Source organism: Dickeya sp. Secpp 1600 (assembly GCF_003049805.1).
GTDB lineage: Bacteria > Pseudomonadota > Gammaproteobacteria > Enterobacterales > Enterobacteriaceae > Dickeya > Dickeya fangzhongdai.
Map to the genome: position 1 here is coordinate 1,494,144 of NZ_CP023484.1, position 19,751 is coordinate 1,513,894.

The 19,751-nt window shown below is 59.3% G+C and carries 15 protein-coding genes; 11 read left to right on the forward strand and 4 right to left on the reverse strand.

The features are described 5' to 3' along the window. Positions 1-130: 130 nt before the first annotated feature. Positions 131-2,578, forward strand: a complete 2,448-nt coding sequence (locus CPA59_RS06835; RefSeq protein WP_107758927.1) for a TonB-dependent receptor domain-containing protein — start codon at positions 131-133, stop codon at positions 2,576-2,578. A 178-nt stretch (positions 2,579-2,756) separates the two neighbouring features. Next, a complete protein-coding gene (locus CPA59_RS06840) occupies positions 2,757-3,899 on the forward strand; it encodes a lactonase family protein (RefSeq protein ID WP_038918390.1) in 1,143 nt (380 codons plus the stop codon). 94 nt (positions 3,900-3,993) lie between these two features. Here CPA59_RS06840 and CPA59_RS06845 read toward each other — a convergent pair whose 3' ends face one another. Then, on the reverse strand, positions 3,994-4,479 hold the full coding sequence (locus tag CPA59_RS06845; RefSeq protein ID WP_038918391.1) for a Dps family protein: 486 nt from the start codon (positions 4,477-4,479) through the stop codon (positions 3,994-3,996). 235 nt (positions 4,480-4,714) lie between these two features. Next, positions 4,715-5,608: a proline iminopeptidase-family hydrolase gene (locus tag CPA59_RS06850; RefSeq protein WP_107758928.1), complete on the reverse strand. Its 894-nt coding sequence runs from the start codon at positions 5,606-5,608 to the stop codon at positions 4,715-4,717. A 577-nt stretch (positions 5,609-6,185) separates the two neighbouring features. Between CPA59_RS06850 and CPA59_RS06860 the strand changes: the two genes are divergently transcribed. Next, entirely contained in the window at positions 6,186-6,521 is a 336-nt protein-coding gene (locus tag CPA59_RS06860) for a hypothetical protein (protein WP_100849191.1), read from the forward strand. 21 nt (positions 6,522-6,542) lie between these two features. Here CPA59_RS06860 and CPA59_RS06865 read toward each other — a convergent pair whose 3' ends face one another. Continuing rightward, complete coding sequence (locus CPA59_RS06865; protein WP_202438458.1) at positions 6,543-7,277, reverse strand: LuxR family transcriptional regulator; 735 nt, start codon at positions 7,275-7,277, stop codon at positions 6,543-6,545. A 391-nt stretch (positions 7,278-7,668) separates the two neighbouring features. Here CPA59_RS06865 and CPA59_RS06870 point away from each other — a divergent pair, with 391 nt between their 5' ends. The 6 genes from CPA59_RS06870 to CPA59_RS06895 all read left to right on the forward strand — a co-directional run bounded on the left by CPA59_RS06870 (position 7,669) and on the right by CPA59_RS06895 (position 13,944). After that, the gene (locus tag CPA59_RS06870; protein ID WP_107758930.1) at positions 7,669-8,607 is read left to right on the forward strand and encodes an ABC transporter permease; all 939 of its coding nucleotides are present in this window, start codon (positions 7,669-7,671) and stop codon (positions 8,605-8,607) included. Then, positions 8,604-9,461 (forward strand): ABC transporter permease, encoded by an 858-nt coding sequence (locus CPA59_RS06875; protein ID WP_107758931.1) that lies wholly within the window; start codon positions 8,604-8,606, stop codon positions 9,459-9,461. Before CPA59_RS06870 ends, CPA59_RS06875 begins: the two co-directional genes overlap by 4 nt. Then, a complete protein-coding gene (locus tag CPA59_RS06880; protein ID WP_107758932.1) occupies positions 9,458-10,429 on the forward strand; it encodes an ABC transporter ATP-binding protein in 972 nt (323 codons plus the stop codon). The genes CPA59_RS06875 and CPA59_RS06880 overlap by 4 nt, the downstream gene beginning before the upstream one ends. Further along, positions 10,426-11,514: an ABC transporter ATP-binding protein gene (locus tag CPA59_RS06885; RefSeq protein ID WP_107758933.1), complete on the forward strand. Its 1,089-nt coding sequence runs from the start codon at positions 10,426-10,428 to the stop codon at positions 11,512-11,514. Before CPA59_RS06880 ends, CPA59_RS06885 begins: the two co-directional genes overlap by 4 nt. Next, a complete protein-coding gene (locus tag CPA59_RS06890; protein WP_107758934.1) occupies positions 11,501-13,015 on the forward strand; it encodes an ABC transporter substrate-binding protein in 1,515 nt (504 codons plus the stop codon). Before CPA59_RS06885 ends, CPA59_RS06890 begins: the two co-directional genes overlap by 14 nt. Positions 13,016-13,440: 425 nt before the next feature. After that, the gene (locus tag CPA59_RS06895) at positions 13,441-13,944 is read left to right on the forward strand and encodes a hypothetical protein (RefSeq protein ID WP_225622648.1); all 504 of its coding nucleotides are present in this window, start codon (positions 13,441-13,443) and stop codon (positions 13,942-13,944) included. A 326-nt stretch (positions 13,945-14,270) separates the two neighbouring features. On the opposite strand, the gene CPA59_RS06900 is transcribed toward CPA59_RS06895, so the two are convergent. Continuing rightward, positions 14,271-15,728 carry an AMP nucleosidase gene (locus tag CPA59_RS06900; protein ID WP_038918394.1) on the reverse strand — a complete coding sequence of 486 codons (1,458 nt, stop codon included), beginning with the start codon at positions 15,726-15,728 and terminating at the stop codon, positions 14,271-14,273. Positions 15,729-15,955: 227 nt separating this feature from the next. Between CPA59_RS06900 and CPA59_RS06905 the strand changes: the two genes are divergently transcribed. Both CPA59_RS06905 and CPA59_RS06910 read left to right on the forward strand, forming a co-directional pair. Further along, positions 15,956-16,660, forward strand: coding sequence for a DUF1266 domain-containing protein (locus CPA59_RS06905; protein WP_038920855.1), 705 nt, complete (start codon positions 15,956-15,958; stop codon positions 16,658-16,660). Continuing rightward, entirely contained in the window at positions 16,660-19,335 is a 2,676-nt protein-coding gene (locus tag CPA59_RS06910) for a DUF805 domain-containing protein (RefSeq protein WP_107758935.1), read from the forward strand. The genes CPA59_RS06905 and CPA59_RS06910 overlap by 1 nt, the downstream gene beginning before the upstream one ends. Positions 19,336-19,751: the final 416 nt, after the last annotated feature.

Sequence of the window (19,751 nt, forward strand, 5' to 3'; positions counted from 1 at the left end):
GTTGCAGGCAGGCGGCTGACGCGCCGGCAACGTGAAACATGACGGGTATTCCAACCGTAACGGGTTGAAATGATACTGTTTGGCAATCCCTGAGCAAGAAGATAATGACATCCACTATTGAGGTTGCAGTATGTTCTTGCACAACAAAGAAAAGCATCGCACCGGGTTAAACCGGATCATTTTGACCGGCGTATTGACCGGTCTTGCCTGCCCAACGCTGGCGGCGGACGCGAACACAGCGACATCATCGACGACGACGCCATCGACCACCACGACGCCATCGACCACGACGGACAGTGGGACGAAAAAAGCCGTGTCGGCGGACAAAACCGCCGCTGGTGGGGCCGGCGATCAGATGACGGTAATGTCGCCGCGCGTCACCAAACCGGGCACCACCATCACCATGACCGACAGCGACATGCAAAAGAACGGAGGCAACGACTTCGGTTCTATCATGCGCTATCAGCCGCTGGTGAGCGCCACCGGCGTCAGCGGCGGTTCCGGCGCCGGTAAAAGCGGGTTTGATCGCGGCGGGTACACCGGTTACAACATCCGCGGCCTGGAGAGCAACCGGGTGGCGATCGACGTAGACGGCATCCCGTTGCCCAACGCCACCGGCCGCAGTTACGCCGGGCGTCCCGGTCTTAACACCTTCGGCATCGGCCGTGATTACATCGACCCGTACATGTACGGCCTGGTGAGCATCGACGCGGGTGCGACGCCGATCGAGCGCGCCAATAACGCCATCGGCGGCGCGGTGTCGTTCCGCCCCAAATCACCCGATCAGTATTTATCCGCGCAGAAAGACCACTATGTCGGTTATCAGAGCGACTACGACTCCGCCAGCCGCAGCTGGCACAACGGCGTCACCGTCGCCGGCGGCGATCAGACCCTGCGCGGCATTGCGGTGATCAGCCGTCGTGATGGTCAGGAAACCCGCACCAACAGCGACCAGTTGTCCGCCTATCCGCTCAACTGGCACTCGACGGCGGTGATGACTTCCGCCATCTGGCAGCCTAACGATCAGCACCGTTTTACCGGGACGCTCGACTACTACAGCAAGACGTCTCACACCCACTACGACGGCTGGAATAACTTTGGCACCAGCATCGTCGGCACCTCGCAGCAGGACAGCGACAGCGAGCGCTGGAGCGGCAGCCTGCGCCACAACTGGACCTCCGCCACCAACACCGGCTGGGTGGATGCGGTGGATTCCCGCATCTACGCCCAGCGTTCCACCGCGAAAGACGACACCGACCTGCCGCTGGACGACGGCAGCATGCAGAAGGTCAACTCCGACTACAACGTCAGAACCTACGGCATCGAAACCAGCCTGCTGAAATCCGTCGGCATGCACCAGTTCACCTGGGGCTTCAACGCCCAACAGTCCGATACCGAACGCCCGTTCCATCAGTCGCCGGCTCAGACCGGGGCCAATGTCGTCATGCAGCCGGAAGCGGATAGCCGCAGCTACACTCTGGGCGGCTTTGTGCAGGATAAGATGGAAGTGGAACTGGCCGGCAGGACGCTGGCGATCACCCCGGGGGTGCGGGTGGCGCACCAGAGCACCAAGTCACGTAACCTGTCCAGCCTGAGCGCGGGCAGCAGCGCGATCACCACGAATGATGTACAGTCGCTGTACGGCAAGACCACCCGCGATACCGAAGTGCTGCCGTCGCTCAGTTTGCAGTATGAACTGACGCCGCGCCTGAGCACCTACCTGCAGTATCGCCGCGGCGCCCAGTTCCCGGACGCCAGCCAGCTGTACGGCTCCTGGAGTCTGGGCTCCAGCTATGCCGGCCGTGCGCAGTACGCGCTGATCGGCAACAGCAATCTGGAAACCGAAACCAGCAACAACTATGAGTGGGGTCTGAAAGGCGACATGACCGACGGGGTGACCTTCCGCACCGCCGTGTTCTACAACGACTACAAGAACTTTATCGCCAATACCCGCTATACCCGTGCGGCTAATCCGGAAAAGTTCACCAACGTACCGTCGAATATCTATACCGCATACCAGATGGAAAACCGCGACAAGGCTTATATCTACGGCGCGGAATTCAGCAGCCGCGTGCAGTGGGGCACCTGGTTTGACGCGCTCGGCGGGTTCAGCACCACGATGGCGATCGGCTATAACGAAGGTAAATCGAAATCCCGCTATCTGGGCGACAAATACGTCGACCTCGACAGCGTAGCGCCGGTGAAAGCGGTGGTGGGGCTGGCCTGGGACGAAGCGAACAACCGCTACGGCGCGGCCATCACGTCGACGTTCCAGAAAGGCAAACGCGCCACCGCCAACAACCGTCAGGGGTATAACAATACCGGCGCGGCGCTGACCGATTCGACCACCCAGTACATGCGCGTGCCGGGGTACGGACTGGTGGACCTGACCGCCTACTGGCGCGTGCTGCCGACTGTGCGGCTGAGCGGCGGCGTTTATAACCTGACCGACCGTAAATACTGGGACTACCTGAGCAGCCGTCAACTGACGCAGAGCACCGCTCAGGATGGCTACAACCGCGAACTGGCCGTGATGCCGGGCCGCACCTTCCAACTGGGCGTCAATGTCGATTTCTGATCGTCGCTGAGCCTTTCCAACGGTCTCCTGCCGGTCGGCAGGAGACTGTTTCCCCGTCCTGACCGCCTATCCCATATCCCTACGGCGTTTGCTATTCCTTCTGGATTAAAATGCTGTTTTAATTTATTGGACGAATGGGTTTATACGTAGAACATCACGAAATCATCAGGGATAAAATATGGCAAAACACACGAAACTCACCACATGGGGCGGTATGGCGGCGTTGCTGGCGGCCAGTTTGTGGCCGCTGGCGTCATCGGCCGTGACCGCGGTATACGTGTCGGCGGCGGGAGACGGGGAAATCCGCTCTTATACCTTGAATACCAAAAACGGCCAGTTGACCGCCATTGGTACGGTGGCCGCTGGCGCGCAAGTCATGCCGATGGCGCTCAGCCCGGACCAGCGCCATCTGTACGCCGCGGTGCGCAGCAAACCGTACACGCTGGCCGGTTACGCCATCGACCGGAAGACCGGCGCGTTGAGCCCGGCTGGAACGGCGCCGCTGCCCGACAGCATGGCGTACATTTCTACCGATCGCACCGGACGCTGGCTGCTCAGCGCCTCCTACGGCGGCAACAAGGTGGCGGTCAGCCCGATTGCGGCAGACGGTCGCGTGAGCGCCGAGGCGGTTCAGGTCGTGCCTACCGGGAAGAATGCGCACAGCATTATCGCCGATAGCCAGAACCGGTTTGTGCTGGCCAGCAATCTGGGCAGCGACCAGCTGTTGCAGTTCCGCTTTAATGCCAAAACCGGACAACTGACCCCGAATACGCCGGCTGAACTGGCGTTACCGGCGGGCAATGGACCGCGTCATCTGGTTTGGGCGCCGGATCACCGCACCCTGTACGTCAGTAATGAGCTGTCCGGTAAAGTGGCGCGGCTGACGCTGAACAAAACCACCGGTCGGCTGACGTTGCGGGATTACACCGATGCCCTCCCGGCGGACGCGGGAATGCAACCCGGCACGGTCGACCCTAAAGCGCCGGGCATCGATAACCGCCCGAAAATCTGGAGCGCGGATCTGCGGCTAACGCCAAACGGCCGTTTCCTGTATGTTTCCGAACGCACCAGCAGCACCGTCAGCCTGTTGCGGGTTACGCCCAAGAGTGGTCAATTGCGTTATGTGGCGCGCTATCCTACCGAAACCCAGCCGCGCGGTATTCAGATCGATCCCAGCGGCCGCTACCTGATCGCCAGCGGTGAAAAATCCGATCAGTTGTCGGTGTATCGCATCAATCAAACCAGCGGCGAATTGACGCTGACCGGCCGTTTCCCGACCGGTAAAGGCGCTAACTGGATTGAGATCGTTACGCTGCCTTAAGTAAGACCGAGTAGCGCCGGTGTGTGGTAAAACGCCGTTAGTGCATGAACCCCGCCCTGAGCGGGCGGGGTGGTGATGAGGTGTCGGGCCGGGGTTATTTCAGGTAGGCGTTGAACATCCAGATTTGTTTTTCCTGCTCTTTGATGTAATCGGTCATCAGCGACGCGGTGCCTTCATCGCTGGCTTCCGCCGCCAGCGGCAGGATTTCCCGCTGCTGTTGCAGCAGCACGGCATAACCGGCCAGCAACCCTGCCAGCGTTTTTTTGCCGTCGGTGGCGTTGACGTCTTCTTTGATGTCCGCCACTTTCAGGTAATCGCTGTAGGCATGCAGCGGTTGGGCGCCCAGCGCCAGAATACGTTCCGCCAGTTCGTCGATTTTCAACAGCAGTTCGTTGTAGATTTCCTCAAACTTGGCGTGAAGTTCGAAAAACGCCGCACCGGAAATGTTCCAGTGATAACCGCGCACATTCATGTAAAGAATCTGGTAGTTGGCCAGCAAGGTGTTCAGTTTGGCGGCAATCTTTTCAGACTGCTGCACATCCAGTCCAATCGGGCTCTTTTTCTTTTTACTGCCTGACATATAACGCTCTCCTTTCTGTCAATCGCGTGTTGGTTCGCCATGAACATCAGTCCGGCATGTGCTCTCTTGCCGGGCAACGTGACGGCCTTTTCATCATAGACCAGAAACCCCGGTCCCATCTTCGCCGGGCGGGGGTGGTGAACCAGTTATAAAGCGATTCTGTGAATAAACGTTTGCGGCGTATCAACATTTCGGGTCGGTACGCCGTGCGATTAGCGGACGGCGCGAGGCGGCATCAGGGCAGGCGTTCAAGAAACTCGCCGACCACCGCCATGCAGGCGGCGCGCTCTTCTACGTGCGGCATGTGGCTGGAGTGCCGGAAGATCACCCATTCGCTGTGGCGGATGTGGTCGGCGAAGGGCTGCACCACCTCGGGGGCCGCTTCGTCGTACTCGCCGGAAATCAGCAATGTCGGCACGCTGATGGCATGCAGACGGTCGATGATGCTCCAGTCCTTCATGGAACCGATCACGTGGAACTCGGTCGGCCCGTTCATGGCGTGGTAGACTGTTGGATCGTCGTCCATCGCGGCAAAGGTGCGTTTCACCTCGTCCGGCCAGGGATCGAGCCGGCAAACATGGCGCTGGTAAAACACCTGGCTGGCGGCGCGATAGGCATCGCTGTTTAGCGTGCCGGCCTGTTCGTGAGCCAGCAACGTGGCCTGCACCGTCGGCGGTAGGGCAGCGCGCAGTCGGGCGGCGGCGGACAGCCACAATGCCATAGAGGCGGGCGAGTTTGCGATCACCAGCCCCTGTAACCCAGCCGGTTGCCGCACGGCATGTTCCGCCGCCAGCATGCCGCCCCACGATTGCCCCAGCAAGGCATAGCGCTGCGCGATGCCAAGGTGGCGCAGCAGGTTGTCGAGTTCATCCAGAAACAGCGATACCTGCCAGAACCCGGCCGGTTTGTCGCGCAAATGGGTGGAACGGCCGTTGCCTGTCTGATCGTAATGGATCACCGCCCGGCCGGTTTGGGCGAGGTCGCGAAACGCGTCCACATAGTCGTGGGTGCAACCGGGGCCGCCGTGCGCCACCACCAGCGGCGTCAGCGGCGAGGCGAGATCGCCACAGACCCGGTACCAGGTCTGGTACTCGCGAAAAGGGGCATACCCCTCACAGACGTTATACATAACGCATACCTTTTTCATGATGGACAGGCACACGCTACCGCCGGCGCGTTGCGGTGAATAGCTAGCAAAAATACGAGGTTGTACCGTGACGGCAGAACGCGTCTGAATAACAAGGATTTATCGAGAGGAAATTATCCGTATTTCTCTGCTAATCGAAAATACGTTGTCTTTTATCAATGCTTTTATTATTTACCCATTGAGGGTTATAGGTTTATACCCGTCATACTTCAAGTTGCAGGTGTGTTGGCTGCGTTCATTCACCCGAATCACTTACCTGAGTAAGCTCATCGGGATTCACTCACTTGCCGCCTTCCTGCAACTCGAATTATTTTGGGTATATATCCATATATTTTTCCACTCTGATAGATTGTATTATTCATGCCGATTTATTTATCCAGATATTGTCAGGTTTTATATTTATTCTAATGATATTAATGGTATTTTATACCTGTCATACTTCAAGTTGCAGGTGCGTTGGTTGCCCTCGCTCACCCCAGTCACTTACTTATGTAAGTGACTGGGGATTCACTCGGTTGCCGCCTTCCCGCAACTCGAATTATTTTGGGTATAGATAATCATGCAAAATCCTTTTACGGCATCATGGAGCCGGAACGGTAATCTTTTATGTCACGGTCACTGGATCATTGATTATCTGGGGCGTGAGTTTGAATTACCGGAGAAATACTGCGAGCAGCATCTGGGAACACTGGGGATTTATTCGGTGATTGACCCGGATGATGAGCTTTACCGGGACGGGCTGGATGAAGATGACTGGATTCTGGAAAACGTCGATTGGCTGGCGGACTGTTTCGAACAGCATCAGGTGCCGATTGAAGAGTGTTATTTCCGCTTTTTCTATCAGGCCGTCAATCCGCAGGACTGGCGTTGCACCAGCTGCGCCGGGTGCATGTGATGGTGCCGTGACGCGGCGGCGTTACAGCAGCCGATAATGCATCGCCCGCACCACTGCCTGTACGCGGTTGCTGGCGCCGAGCTTGCGGGCGGCGTTGTTGAGGTGCAGATTGACGGTCGCCAGCGAACGGTGCAGTTTGCGGGCGATCTCCTTGGCGGTCAGTCCTTCCGCCGACCAGGCCAGACACTCCTGCTCGCGCGGGCTAAGATGCACGTGGCGGCAAAGGTACCAGGCTTGGTCAAACAGCGGGAACACCTGTTCCTGAAAGGTATGGGCCAGCAGCCCCATACGCGCCAGCACCGTCTCGATCTCGCTGTCGGTATCAAGCCCGGTATGAATAGCGGTCACGGTGACGAAGCCGCCTTTCGGCAGGTGCATCGGCACGGTGACGCCGCACAGCATATTATGGTCCTGCATATAGTGGGAAACCGGGCGGTGCTGTTCGTTCAGCACCCGGCGCAGCGAGGTGTTCTCCGGGCGACAGTAGGACCAGGTGAACGGCGCGCAGCTGTCGAGGGCGTGGATCTGTACCGGGTCTACCTGGTAGTAGCCGCTCTGGCACCATAGCGACACCATGTCATCCGGCACATTGCGGGTGCGCAGCAGGGACGGGGTGATCAATTCGCCGTCCAGCGAACGCGGAACCGGCGTGTAGTCGTAAATCAGCGCGTCAAACCCCAGTTGCCGCACATCGTCGTACAACCGTTCGAAGGCCGGTTCAAATGCCGCCGCTCCGCGATGGTCGCTGTCGGCCAGCCCCACGGCGGTTCCTCCACGGGGGGCGACGTCTATTTTCCTGCTCACGGCTGTTTTTTCGCTCACGGCTGTCTTCTCGCTCACGGCTGCCCTCCCGCTTACGGCATGGATCACGACACAATCCGACGTTTATCTCCTGAGTTAATGCAATTTGGGTGCCAGTTGGCTACACGCAAAAACTAGCATTTTTACTAACTACCCAGCGCGGTGAGTGACCGCTAGCGTAAATGCCAGTGCCGGATTAAGGCGGTGTTAATTGAGGCTTTTATGCGCCAGTGTCACGACTATCGAGCTGTTGTTTCCCGTCGGCGTGCTTGCGCCGTTCCGGTTCCGATAACGCCGTCGCCGGGCAGACTGCACTGTTTATGTGCAGCGCAGTGGGGGAAATAACATGCACCGTTACCGATTTTTATTGCTGCGTCCGTTGCAGATGCTGCCGGTGCTGTTCGGCATCAGTCTGATCACCTTTCTGCTGGTACGGGCCATTCCCGGCGACCCGGCGCGTCTGCTGCTGGGCATTCGCAGCACGCCGGACGCCATCGCCCGCATTCGCGCGCAATACGGCCTGGATGAGCCGGTCTGGCTGCAGTATTTCTACTTTCTGCGCAATCTGCTGCACGGCGAAATGGGGCGCTCCATCGTCTACAAAATCGATACTCTGCCGCTGGTGGCGTCCCGGGTGGAGCCGACGCTGCTGCTGGTGCTGGGCAGTGTGCTGATTGCCCTGTCGCTGGCTGTTGCGCTGGCGACGCTGGCGGCCCGGTATCACGGCGGGCTGACGGATCAGCTCATTCGATTGGTATCCACCGCCGGGCTGGGGTTTCCCGCGTTCTGGTTGGGGATCATGCTGATTCTGTTGTTCAGCCTGCGGCTAGGCTGGTTTCCGGTGTCGGGCTACGGCAGCAGTTGGGCCGAGCGGCTGCATCATCTGTTTCTGCCGTGCCTGACGGTGGCGCTGGCGTTATCGGCGGTGCTGACCCGCAACCTGCGCGCCAGCCTGCTGGCGGAACTCAAGAGCGATTATGTGGTGGCGGCACGCGCCCGCGGCCAGCCGGAGCGGCGGATTTTCTGGCGGCATGTGGTGCCGAATTCGCTGGTGCCGACGCTCAATCTGCTGGCGGTGAATATCGGCTGGCTGATTGGCGGCACGGTGGTGATCGAAAGCGTGTTCGCGCTGCCCGGCATGGGGCAACTGCTGGTTCGGGCGATTTTCAGCCGCGATTACATGGTGGTGCAGGGCGTGGTGATGCTGTTTGCCGTCGCCACCGTGACGGTCAACCTGCTGGCCGACCTGCTGACGGTGGCGCTGGATCCGAGGATTCGTCTATGAGCCGGGTTTCGTCTTTCACATTCTTCCCGCGTTTTGCCGCGGCGCGCCGGCGGTTCCGCCAGCCTGCGCTGCTGGCCGGCACGCTGATTCTGCTGTGCTGGGTTTTGCTGGCGCTATTGGCGCCGTGGGTAGCCCCGTTCGACCCGATAGCGCAGGACCCGTCGGTCAGCCTGCAGCCGCCGGGCGGCGCCCACCTGTTCGGCACCGACAACTACGGCCGCGACATTTTCTCGCGCGTGGTGTGGGCCAGCCGTATCGACCTGCAAATCAGCCTGTTGGGGGTGGTGTTCCCATTTTGCATCGGCACCCTGCTGGGTGCGCTGTCGGGTTACCTCGGCGGCCTGACCGACACCCTGGTGATGCGGGTGATCGACGTGGTGCTGGCGTTCCCGTTTCTGGTGCTGATGCTGGCGATTATCGCGGTGCTGGGGCCGGGGCTGATGAGCTTCTATATCGCTATGGCGATGGTGGGGTGGGTGTCCTACGCCCGACTGGTGCGCTCGCAGGTGCTGACGCTCCGCCAGCGCGACTACATTCTGGCGGCCCGTAGCCTGGGCTACAGTCACTGGCGGGTGCTGTTCGTCCACCTGTTGCCGAACGCGCTGACCAGTTCGCTGGTGTTTGCGATGTCCGACTGTGTACTGGTGCTGCTCAGCGGCGCGGCCATCAGCTATCTCGGGCTGGGGGTGCAGCCGCCGCTGGCGGAGTGGGGCGTGATGGTGGCGGAAGGGCAGAGCTTTATCACCACGGCATGGTGGATGACCACCTTTCCCGGCCTGGCGATCGTGCTGCTGGCGATGGGCTTTAGCTTGCTGGCGGACGGTCTGGGCGATCGACTGGGAGCACGGCCATGACGCTGCTGAATGTACGGGGGCTGACGCTGGAAAACCGTCAGGGAATCCGGCTGGTGGATTCGGTTTCCTTTACCTTGCAGAAGGGGGAAATGCTGGGGTTGGTGGGCGAATCCGGCTCCGGCAAGACCCTGACCTGCCGGGCGCTGATGCGGCTGTTGCCGGGCGCGGGGCTGCATATCGCCGCCGGCGAGGCGTGGCTCAACGGTCAGGATGTGATGCAACTGAGCGACGCGCAGATGACAACCGTGCGCGGGCGACAGCTGGGGATGATTTTTCAGAATCCGTCCAGCCATCTCAATCCGGTGATGACCATCGGCGAGCAGATCGCCGAAAGTCGGCGTCTGCATTTCGGCAGCAGTCGACGCGCGGCGCGTGATGAGGCCGTCGCGCTGTTGCAGCAGGTCGGCATCCCCGACCCGGTACGGCGGGCCGGCAATTATCCGCACGAGTTTTCCGGCGGCATGCGGCAGCGAGCGATGATCGCCGTGGCGCTGGCCTGCGAACCGCAGATCCTGATCGCCGACGAGCCGACCACCGCGCTGGATGTCACGGTGCAGATGCAGATCCTGAGGTTGCTGGCGCAACTGCGCGAGCAACTGGGCATCGCCATCATCATGATCACCCACGATTTGGGCGTGGTGGCGCAGACCTGCGACCGCATGGCGGTGATGTACGGCGGCCGCCTGTGCGAGCTGGGGGAGAAGCGGGCGCTGCTGTCTTCGCCGCGCCACCCCTATACCCGCGCGCTGATTGCGTGCCAGCCGATGCAGGCGGGCGACAGCGGGCCGTTGCGTACGTTGCCCGGCCAGCCGCCGTTGCCGGAACAGTTCGGCGACGGGTGCCGGTTTGAGCCGCGCTGTGCGCGGGCGGGCGAGCGTTGCCAGCGGCAGACGCCGTCGCTGGACGGTACGGCGCGGCAACTGGCGTGCCATTACCCGTTGGCGGAACATGAAGGAGAGGCCGGATGAGTGGACTGATATACCCGCTGCTGGAGGCGGAAGAGATTGACGTGACGTTCCCGGTATCGGGCCGCTTTCCGTGGCAAAAACGCGAAGTGCGGGCGGTCAACGGCGTCAGTTTGCAGATTGCTCCCGGCGAAACCCTCGGGCTGGTGGGTGAGTCCGGCAGCGGCAAGAGCACGCTGGGCCGTGCTCTGTTGCAACTGGAGACGTTAAAGCGCGGCCGGGTGCGTTTCAACGGCATTCCGGTCAGCGATGGCCTGCACAGCGACGTAGCCCGCTTACGGCAAGAGACGGCGATGATTTTTCAGGACCCGTTTTCCTCGCTCAATCCGCGCCAGACGTTGTTCCAGAGCATCGCCGAGGTGCTGAAAGTCCATAAACGGTTATCTCCCGCCGTCACTGCCGAGCGCGTCAGCCAGTTGCTGTCCATGGTGGGACTACGGCCGGAGCACGGCCGGCGCTATCCGCATGACCTGAGCGGCGGGCAGTGTCAGCGCGCCGGGATTGCCCGCGCGCTGGCGCTGGAGCCGCAGCTGGTGGTGGCGGACGAGTGCGTGTCGGCGCTGGATGTGTCGATTCAGGGGCAGATCATCAACCTGTTGATGTCGCTGCGCGAACAGATGGGGCTGGCGATGATCTTTATCGCGCACGATCTGGCGGTGGTGCGGCGGCTGTGCGATCGGGTGGCGGTCATGTATCTCGGGCGCATTGTAGAAGAAGGGCCGACCGAGGCGGTGTTCAGCCAGCCGCAGCATCCGTACACCGCCGCGCTGATCGCCGCCATTCCCGATATCGATCCTGACCGTTCACTGCCGGCCACCGGCCTGATGGGCGAACCGCCCAGCCCGCTGGCGCTGCCTTCCGGCTGCGCGTTTCACCCGCGCTGCGTGCATGCCATCGCGGCGTGCCGGCAGGAAACGCCGCCGTTGCGAGCGCAGGGGCGTCAGTATTCAGCCTGCCTGCGGGCCGGCGACATCGCGTTTTGCCCCACGGCGCCAGCCGACGCCGTGGGAGCCGTTTCCGCGGACTTTTCCGCTTCCACTCGCATTCCAATCGTATCAACAGGGGAGTCGTGCCATGAAAATGTATAAGCGCAATGTGGCGGCCGCCAGCGTGTTGCTGGCGCTCAGTCTGGTCAGCGAACTGGCGCAGGCGGCCGGGATTCTCACCATCGGACGGCGTGAGGACAGCACAACCTTCGACCCGATTAAATCGGCGCAGAACGCTGATAACTGGGTGTTCTCGAACGTGTTCGACGTGCTGATTCGGGTGGATAAAACCGGCACCAAACTGGAGCCGGGGCTGGCGCAGAGCTGGACGGTGTCGCCGGACGGCACGGTGTACACCTTCACGTTGCGCGAGGCGCGCTTTTCCGACGGCTCGCCGGTAACGGCGCAGGACGCCGTGTTCAGCCTGACCCGTATCCGCGACAGCAAGGAGTCGTTGTGGCGCGACTCTTACAGCATCATCGATAAGCTGGCGGCGCCGGATGCGCATACGCTGGTCGTAACGCTGAAATCGCCTTCCGCGCCGTTCCTGTCGCAGCTGGCGCTGCCGAACGCCTCGGTGCTGCCGGAAAAAATCGTCCACAGCCTGGGTGAGGAAACCTTTGCCGAGAAGCCGATAGGTTCTGGCGCGTTTGTCATTAAATCCTGGGCGCGCGGCGATAGGATCGTGCTGGCGAAAAATCCCTATTACTGGCAGGCGGACCACGTCAACCTGGACGGGGTGGAGTGGCAAACCATTCCGGACGACAACACCCGTATGCTGAAGGTGCAGGCCGGCGAACTGGATGCCGCGCTGTCGGTGCCGTTCTCGCGCATCGTTTCGCTGCAGAAGGACCCGAATCTGAAGGTGGTGCTGGATCCATCCACCCGTGAGGACAGTCTGCTGATTAACCATTCCCACGGGCTGCTTGGCAAGGTGGAGGTCCGTCAGGCGTTGGATTACGCGATTGATAAAAGCGCTATCGTTAAGACCGTGACGTTCAACTACGGCTCGGTCGCCAATTCGTATATTCCGAAAGGGGCGCTCTATTACTACGCCGACAACCTGCAGCGCCCGTACGATCCGCAAAAAGCCAAACAGATGCTGAAAGCGGCGGGCGCGTCCGATTTAACGCTGAATTATGTGGTCAACGCCGGGGATGAAGTGGATGAACAGATCGCCGTACTACTGCAACAGCAACTGGCGAAAGCCGGGGTCACCGTCAATCTGCAAAAGGTCGACCCCAGCCAGAGCTGGAGCATGCTGATAGCGGGCGATTTTGACATCTCGGTCAACTATTGGACCAACGACATTCTGGACCCGGACCAGAAAACCACCTTCGTGCTCGGCCACGACAGCAACATGAACTACATGACCCGTTATCAGAATGACCAGGTCAAAGCGCTGGCGGCGGCGGCGCGGGTGGAAATGGACCCGAAAAAGCGTGAGCAGATGTACATCGACCTGCAGAAGATGGCCAAGGACGACGCCAACTGGATCGATCTCTACTACAGCCCGTACCGTAACGTCACGCGCAAGAACATCAGCGGCTTCTACCAAAACCCGCTGGGGCGTTTCTTCCTCGAAGATACGGTGAAGGGGTAAAGTTAACCGCTCCCGTTAACCGGGAGCGGCTTTATTGTCAGCTTTAAACCACCTCCTCGGGAGGTAGTGATTGTTCCTGTGAGGCTATAGCCTGAAGAAAGCCGATGCGTAAATGTTTCATCTTACACTTGGATGATTCAGAGAGGCTGTGCGGTTTTTTCCTCAGTAATGCATTCGAGAAGAAGGCTAAAGAGTGGCGAATAAATATTTTGTGCCCCTTTTCAGGGAGCTACATCAAAGCTGCCTTCTCTGAAGGCGGATTTTTACTTCCGGAGGACTGATGGCAATCGTTTATGAGGTCAACAACAGGTTATTTCAAATGCACAATTTGCGGATATAAAAAACTATCAGAGCATGGATAAATGAATATTTTTTATAAAATCAGTTATCATCAAAATAAGTCTAACAAGCAATAAGGATGTAACGTGAAGCGTTCGAGTTTTGTAAAAATTATTTTTGCAGCAATGATTTTTATCTCTCCGTTCACCCATGCAGAGTGGATGACCAAGGTCGATGATGATGTTTTTTCGGGCGGTCATAAGGCCGTGATGATGGGTAGCTTGGGTAACTCATCCTCACTTGTGATTTTTGACTGCACAAAGGGAAAAGCCTCTATTGCCTATGCAGAGGCGGACAAGACATCTAACAACCCTGATTTCCCTGCTGATCTGATTATCAAGATTGATGGTAATGATCCCATAAAGTTTGACGCGATGATTTCCCGACGAAATGACAAGACTATCCAGGTCGGATCCGATGATATGGATAAAGTCACTCAGGTGCTTAAATTGCTCAAAACTGCCAAATCAAAATTTTTAGTCGGAATCCAGACAAAAGATGGTGGACACCAGTCCTCCTTCTCCGGCGGAGTATCCGGTTCAACTAATTCAGTTAATAGTTTTGCTAGTGCCTGTGAATTAAGTATCTGATCATCTTGCTGCGATATTTTGCCATTCCTGCGGTAGGAAACGTTACAGTGAGACAAAATCTTTAGACAGACCCGCCACTCGGCGGGTTTTTTATTGTCAGCTTTAAACCACCTCCTCGGGAGGTGGTGATTGTTCCTGTGAGGCTATAGCCTGAAGAAAGCCGATGCGTAAATGTTTCATCTTACACTTGGATGATTCAGAGAGGCAGTGAGGTTTTTTCCTCGGTAATGCATTCGAGAAGAAGGCTAAAGAGTGGCGAATAAATATTTTGTGCCCCCTTTCAGGGGGCTACATCAAAGCCGCCTTCTCTGAAGGCGGCTTTTTACTTACCGGAACGGCGGTTCGTTGAAGGTACGCAGTTTGCGCGAGTGCAGGTGTTCCGCTTCGGCGCGCAGCAGGTCCACCGCGCGGATGCCGATTTGCAGGTGCTCGGAAATCGCCCCTTCATAGAAGCGATTAGCCTGACCGGGCAGTTTGATCTCGCCGTGCAGCGGCTTGTCCGACACGCACAATAAGGTGCCGTAAGGCACGCGGAAACGATACCCCTGCGCTGCGATGGTGGCGCTTTCCATATCTACCGCCACCGCCCGGCTGAGGTTAAAGCGTAGCGCCGAAGCTGAATAACGCAGCTCCCAGTTGCGGTCGTCGGTGGTGACCACGGTGCCGGTGCGCAGGCGCTGTTTCACTTCTTCACCCGGCATGCCGCTCACCTGTTTGGTGGCGTCGTATAAGGCGCGCTGCACTTCGGCGATGCTGGGGATCGGGATATCCGGCGGCAACACCGAATCCAGCACGTGGTCGTCGCGCAGATAGGCGTGCGCCAACACGTAATCGCCGATGGTCTGGCTTTCCCGCAGGCCGCCGCAGTGGCCGATCATCAGCCAGGCGTGCGGCCGCAGTACCGCCAGATGGTCGCAGATGGTTTTGGCGTTGGACGGTCCGACGCCGATGTTCACCAGCGTAATGCCGCGCCCTTCGCGCGAGATCAGGTGGTAGGCCGGCATCTGATGGTTTTTCCACGCCAGGTCCGATACCGCCTGATGCGGGTTGTCGGTGTCGGCGGTGATCACCGCGCCGCCGGCGCAGGCCAGCGCCTGATACGGGCTTTCTGGATCGGCAATCTGGTCGCAGGACCAGCGCACGAACTCATCGACGTAACGGGTGTAGTTGGTGAACAGCACAAACGGCTGGAAGTGTTCGGCGCGGGTGCCGGTGTAGTGGCGCAGGCGCGCCAGCGAGAAATCGGTGCGTAGCGCGTCGAAGTGCGACAGCGGGAAATGGTCGAGCGTCTGCAACAGGCCATCGGCGGTTTCATCGCCGATCAGCGCCAGCGACGGCGTGGGGAAGTGCTGCGCCAGCGCGGCGCTCATCGAACGCTCCAGCCCCAGATTGGCGCCGTCGATCACATACGGATAAGGAATCTCCTTGTCCGAAGGCGCGACGTCGATGGTCGCTGAATAGTCGTTTTCCAGAATCGCCAGTTGCTCCGCCAGATAGTGCCGGAACAACTGAGGGCGGGTGACGGTGGTGCGGTAGCTGCCGCCGTGAGTAAGGCGGCCGTACGCGCGGGTCTTGCTGTGCTTCTGGGACTGTCCGTCCCAACTGATGCGCAGCTCCGGGTAGACAAACAGTCCGTTGGCGCGCGCGGCGGCATCCGGCGGGGTGCCGTGGGTAATAAAATCGCCGATCGCGGTGCGCAACGCTTTGACCGCGGCATCATATCGCGCTTCCAGTTGGTCCAGCGCCTCGCTGGCGGACAGGCCAGCGCCAGGTGCATAACTCATCTTTACTCCTTTTTTCCGATGCGATGGCCGACGCCATACAGTGCGTCCATTGTGGCATACCGCACATCACGGCACGATGGGATAAAAGTGAATTTGAAAAGTCAGGCTCATGGAATGCGGCGATCGTACCGATATTAGGGGAGATGTCAGGCGGTATCTGACAGTTTTTCCTCATTTTTTGTTATGTTACGAACAGGACGAACCAATAACCTCTGGACGTTATGGTGATGGAACAGGAATATCAACACTGGCTGCTGGCGTTGTCAGCGCCGATGGTGGCGCTGAATATCGACTACGGCGCCCGCTACGATGCGGATACGTTTTACCCGCCGGGCAAGACTTTCAGCCTGAAAGACAGCTGGGATATCGCTTCCCGCGACGACTTGATCGCCATGATTAATCGCATGACCGACAACGGACACGCGGAGAACCTGGAACGTGATTATCATTTGTGGCACCGGCTGAGCCCCGAACAATGGCAAGAATATTGCGCCGGCCAGCCTGAAGGCCGGCAAGGCGTGCTGACGCTGGTGACGGAAACGGCCGCGTTGTGCGGCGAAGCCGGCATCCGCGCCTGGGATCTCGGTCGAATGGGTTTTCTCTGCCGGGTCGGTCTGCTTAGCGGCTGGATCAATCAGACGGAAAGCCAGTGGCTTCACTCCCGTCTGGCGGCGCGGGCCAACTATTACTATCGCAGCTGGCAAAATTACTATGCGGCGTTTTTCGTCGGCCGAACCTACTGGCTGGCCTTGGATGAGGCATCGCCGGAGATTCAGCGGTATGAATGGGGTCATCTCTGCCGACGCCCTTCCTATGTCGCCCAGTTCAACGCGCTCTATTGTCACGCCGACAGCCCGATAAAACATCTGCGGTGGGACGTGGCGCATCCGGACATGGAGAAACCCGCATCGTTACAGGGAGCAGAGGTGTAATGGATAATCTGTGCTGGCAACTGCTGGGCATTGAACCCACGCAGGATATGGACGCCATTCGTCAGGCTTACCGGCAAACGCTGCCGCAATTCCACCCCGAAACCGACCCGGAAGGGTTTAAGCGCCTGCGGCAGGCTTATGACGCCGCCTGCCGGCTGGCGCAGCATCCCGGTGAGCCGCAGGCAGACGAGCAGGCTCCGGCGGAAGCCGACGCGCCGGCCGACAACCGGTTTGAATTTGACGCCGACACCGAGCCGCTGCGCGCGGCGTTTGAGCAACTGTTGTCCGACCCTGCCGCCCGTGTGCAACCCATCGGCTGGGAGCGTTTTATTCACACGCTGGATCAGTTCGGGATGACGGTGGTTGAGCGGGCCCGCTGGCCGCTGTTAAAACGGCTGTATCGGGAACCCTGTCTGTCGGCCTCCTGCGCCGGGCTGCTGGCCGAGAGGCTGCGCTGGCGTCAACGGCTGAACGAGTTGCCTCAGGAACTCGCCGGCGAGATGGACGAGTATCTGGATTTTCTGGCGCGGGGCGACTGGTTCGATTTCTCATCGCTGGACGGGCTCAACCTGCCGGCACAGTTGGAAACGATCTTTTTCCTGCAGCAGTGTCGGGAACTGTTCTGGAACCGGCCTGGTTTCATGTTGAAGACGTTGCTGAACGATGCGGCCGTGATTGTCTGGCCGGACTGCCCGGCGCTGATGCATCAACTGGCTCGCTGGTACAGCCTGGCCGAAGTGCCTCAGCCGTTATTGCGTGATTACTGCCTGGAGCAACTTGCTGCTCAACCACAGGATAGCGAGTGGCTGCGGTTGAGCGCACACCACTGTGCGCTGACCGGCGATGAGCCGCAGGCGTTCGAACTGTGGCGCCGGTTGTATCTGCTTAACCGGCACGGGCAGGCCGAACAATGGCTGATCGACTGGTGCGCGCGGCGCCAGCCAGAGTGGCTGCCGCTGTTGATCCAGTCGTTCAATAGCGCCGTGGCGCCGTCGCTGGACGGCGTAAGCCTTGAGGATTCGCTGCAGCGTTTCTTCCAGCCGGAACAGACGGTGCAGATGATGGCCCGCTGGGGGGATGCCGCGCAACTGCCGTTGTCTTCGCGTGCGGCTGACTATGTGCAATGGAAGCTGGGCGCATGGAAGCCGCAAATCATGTACGCGCATCTGGTGCGGAACCACGGCGACACGTTGCAGGATCAATGCTACTGGCATGCCTGTATGCTCACGTTCGGCAACGAGCGACTGCTGCAGGATATTCTGGATCAACCGATACCGGACGAGCCGCTGCCGGCGCTGGTTATGTCCGGATTACGGGCGCAGGCGGAACAGCGCCTGCAATGGCTGGCGACCTCTTCGGTGATTCAGGCGTTCACCGCGTGGCTGGCGGCGCCGTCGGACGCCGCGCTGCCGGCTGAGTTCGACGATACCGATTCGGTGGTCTGGAATCAGGTCTTTTCATGGCTGATGCAATGGCGGCGCTTGCCGCCGGGCCCATTGCGCAAACTGACCGAACATGCCGAATGCAACCGGATGCTGGAGCCGGTCAAAGACTGGCTGGCGTTTTTGGCTTCGGTATGGGATATCGTCCTGCCTGAACAGGAGCGTGTCAGCGCGCGTGACGAATTCCGCCACGCCATGCTGCTGACGCTGATGGTGGCCTACCCGCGTGAGAGTCTGTCATGGCTGCGCCACCTTGAGATTCCATCGCTGCCGGAATCGCACCCGGCGTATGCGCTGTATCGGTTGTACCGCCAGTTGGATGCGGTTGAGCCGGATGACGCCATGCGTCAGCTATCGACATGGCTGGTGCTGTCCGACGGGCTTCACTATAACTGCTGGATGCGTTTGCCGGTGTCGGTGGAGGACTACCTGCGTCAGGATGGGCACAGTTATATCGCCGCCGCCAGTCAATTCTATAGCTCTGAGTCCGGCTGGCGCGAAACCGTGGCACAGTCACCGCTGGTCTATCAGATTTTATTCCATGCTATTTACTGCTATCTGGGGAGCGACCGCCAGGCGGAGAAACACCGGGAGTGGTTGCAGCAGTTGGAAGGAAAAACGCCGGAGCTGGAGCAAATTGCCAACGCGGTGCTGGAACGCCAGTCTGACGAACTGCATCAGGCGCTCAAGCCGCTGGAGGACGATAAACGCATCGGACTGATCGGCCGGATGATCGACAAGTTCCATCAGAATGAAGCCTATTTGCCGGATAACGACGAGCAGGCGTTGCTGGATGATTGTCTTCGGCACGCTCATGACGATGTGACGCTGCGGCTGGTGGCGAAAATACTGCAGCAATACGCCGATGAGCGAGAGTCGCACTTTAAACACAACGGCGTGGCGCGCGGCCGGTTCTGGCAGTTCTGGCGAATGAGCGATCGCATCGATCGAGCCGGTTTTTTTGCGCAAAATTGGATCGGCGCGCTGCTGCTCTATACCGGAGGCAACATGCTGCTTGAGCATTCGCCGCATAAAAATCTGGTGATTATCGCTCTGTTGCTGCTCAATCTGTTCAGCGCCGCCCGACGTCGTTTCAACGACATGGGCAGTAACAGCCCGTCGCTTTCGGCGTTCTGCGTGGTGTTGTTGCCGATTTTCGTCTTTTTACCGCTATGTCTTAACGGCAGCAAACGATGGAACCGGTTCGGCCCGCCTGAAATACCGTCGGAGTAGCGGGTTGGTATCAACAGCTATGCTGTCTTGTAAATGGTGAATTTTGTCCGGTCAGTGAATAGTTTCGTGCGGGATAAGCGGTGTCATTTCTTTGCCGCTTCATCGCACGCACGACAAGGAGAGACTCAGACGCCGCCTCTCCTTGACCACTGGCTGGTGGCTAAACTGTGCCGCTGACGCGGTTCCTTCGGCGTTCGCCTTCGCTGTTCGGACCGCCCGTGACGCGTTGACTCGCCACATGCTGTGGCTCGCCCTGCGGGCCAGCGTAAACGCTGTTCAAAAACGCTTTTCGCGTTTTTGTCCGGCGCGGCACGGGCTTGCGCGGCGTCCCTGCCGCGCATCCGGCGAAGTCACCCACCTCAGCACAGTTTTTGACGCCAGGAAAATGCTTCATCCTGTACTTAAGGATTTTGTCA

What these genes read in the sequence shown, in the direction of transcription:
- CPA59_RS06900 (WP_038918394.1), bottom strand. Translation starts at nt 15,728, where the DNA reads ATGAGTTATGCACCTGGCGCTGGCCTGTCCGCCAGCGAGGCGCTGGAC.
- CPA59_RS06910 (WP_107758935.1), top strand. Translation starts at nt 16,660, where the DNA reads ATGGATAATCTGTGCTGGCAACTGCTGGGCATTGAACCCACGCAGGAT.
- CPA59_RS06840 (WP_038918390.1), top strand. Translation starts at nt 2,757, where the DNA reads ATGGCAAAACACACGAAACTCACCACATGGGGCGGTATGGCGGCGTTG.
- CPA59_RS06835 (WP_107758927.1), top strand. Translation starts at nt 131, where the DNA reads ATGTTCTTGCACAACAAAGAAAAGCATCGCACCGGGTTAAACCGGATC.
- CPA59_RS06870 (WP_107758930.1), top strand. Translation starts at nt 7,669, where the DNA reads ATGCACCGTTACCGATTTTTATTGCTGCGTCCGTTGCAGATGCTGCCG.
- CPA59_RS06845 (WP_038918391.1), bottom strand. Translation starts at nt 4,479, where the DNA reads ATGTCAGGCAGTAAAAAGAAAAAGAGCCCGATTGGACTGGATGTGCAG.
- CPA59_RS06880 (WP_107758932.1), top strand. Translation starts at nt 9,458, where the DNA reads ATGACGCTGCTGAATGTACGGGGGCTGACGCTGGAAAACCGTCAGGGA.
- CPA59_RS06905 (WP_038920855.1), top strand. Translation starts at nt 15,956, where the DNA reads ATGGAACAGGAATATCAACACTGGCTGCTGGCGTTGTCAGCGCCGATG.
- CPA59_RS06850 (WP_107758928.1), bottom strand. Translation starts at nt 5,608, where the DNA reads ATGTATAACGTCTGTGAGGGGTATGCCCCTTTTCGCGAGTACCAGACC.
- CPA59_RS06890 (WP_107758934.1), top strand. Translation starts at nt 11,501, where the DNA reads ATGAAAATGTATAAGCGCAATGTGGCGGCCGCCAGCGTGTTGCTGGCG.
- CPA59_RS06875 (WP_107758931.1), top strand. Translation starts at nt 8,604, where the DNA reads ATGAGCCGGGTTTCGTCTTTCACATTCTTCCCGCGTTTTGCCGCGGCG.
- CPA59_RS06885 (WP_107758933.1), top strand. Translation starts at nt 10,426, where the DNA reads ATGAGTGGACTGATATACCCGCTGCTGGAGGCGGAAGAGATTGACGTG.
- CPA59_RS06860 (WP_100849191.1), top strand. Translation starts at nt 6,186, where the DNA reads ATGCAAAATCCTTTTACGGCATCATGGAGCCGGAACGGTAATCTTTTA.